Raw genomic sequence first — 253 nt, forward strand, 5'->3', positions numbered from 1 at the left:
GCAGAATGCGGCAACCAGCCATGCGAGACGAAGCGAATATGACGAATCAACTCTTTGAAGCCGCCTTGGGAATCAAGGCCCCGTGGTACGTGCAAGGCGTCGACTTTGATACGGCCAAACGGCAACTTGCGTATTCCAGGCAAACCGAACGCTCATTCCACGCTAAAGCGAACGCTGATTCCACGGTTATCCGAACGCGCATTCCACGCGCAAGCGAACGCTGCGGACGTGGCGATGCGGGCCTGAGCGTTTT

Annotated in this window: 1 pseudogene; it reads left to right on the top strand. The window is 56.9% G+C overall.

Annotation, left to right across the window (positions count from 1 at the left end):
• Positions 1-38: 38 nt before the first annotated feature.
• A pseudogene (locus GWC77_RS29395) lies at positions 39-253 on the top strand (hypothetical protein); the annotation flags it as partial.

The sequence above is a fragment of the Paraburkholderia sp. NMBU_R16 genome (assembly GCF_013282575.1).
Classification (GTDB): domain Bacteria; phylum Pseudomonadota; class Gammaproteobacteria; order Burkholderiales; family Burkholderiaceae; genus Trinickia.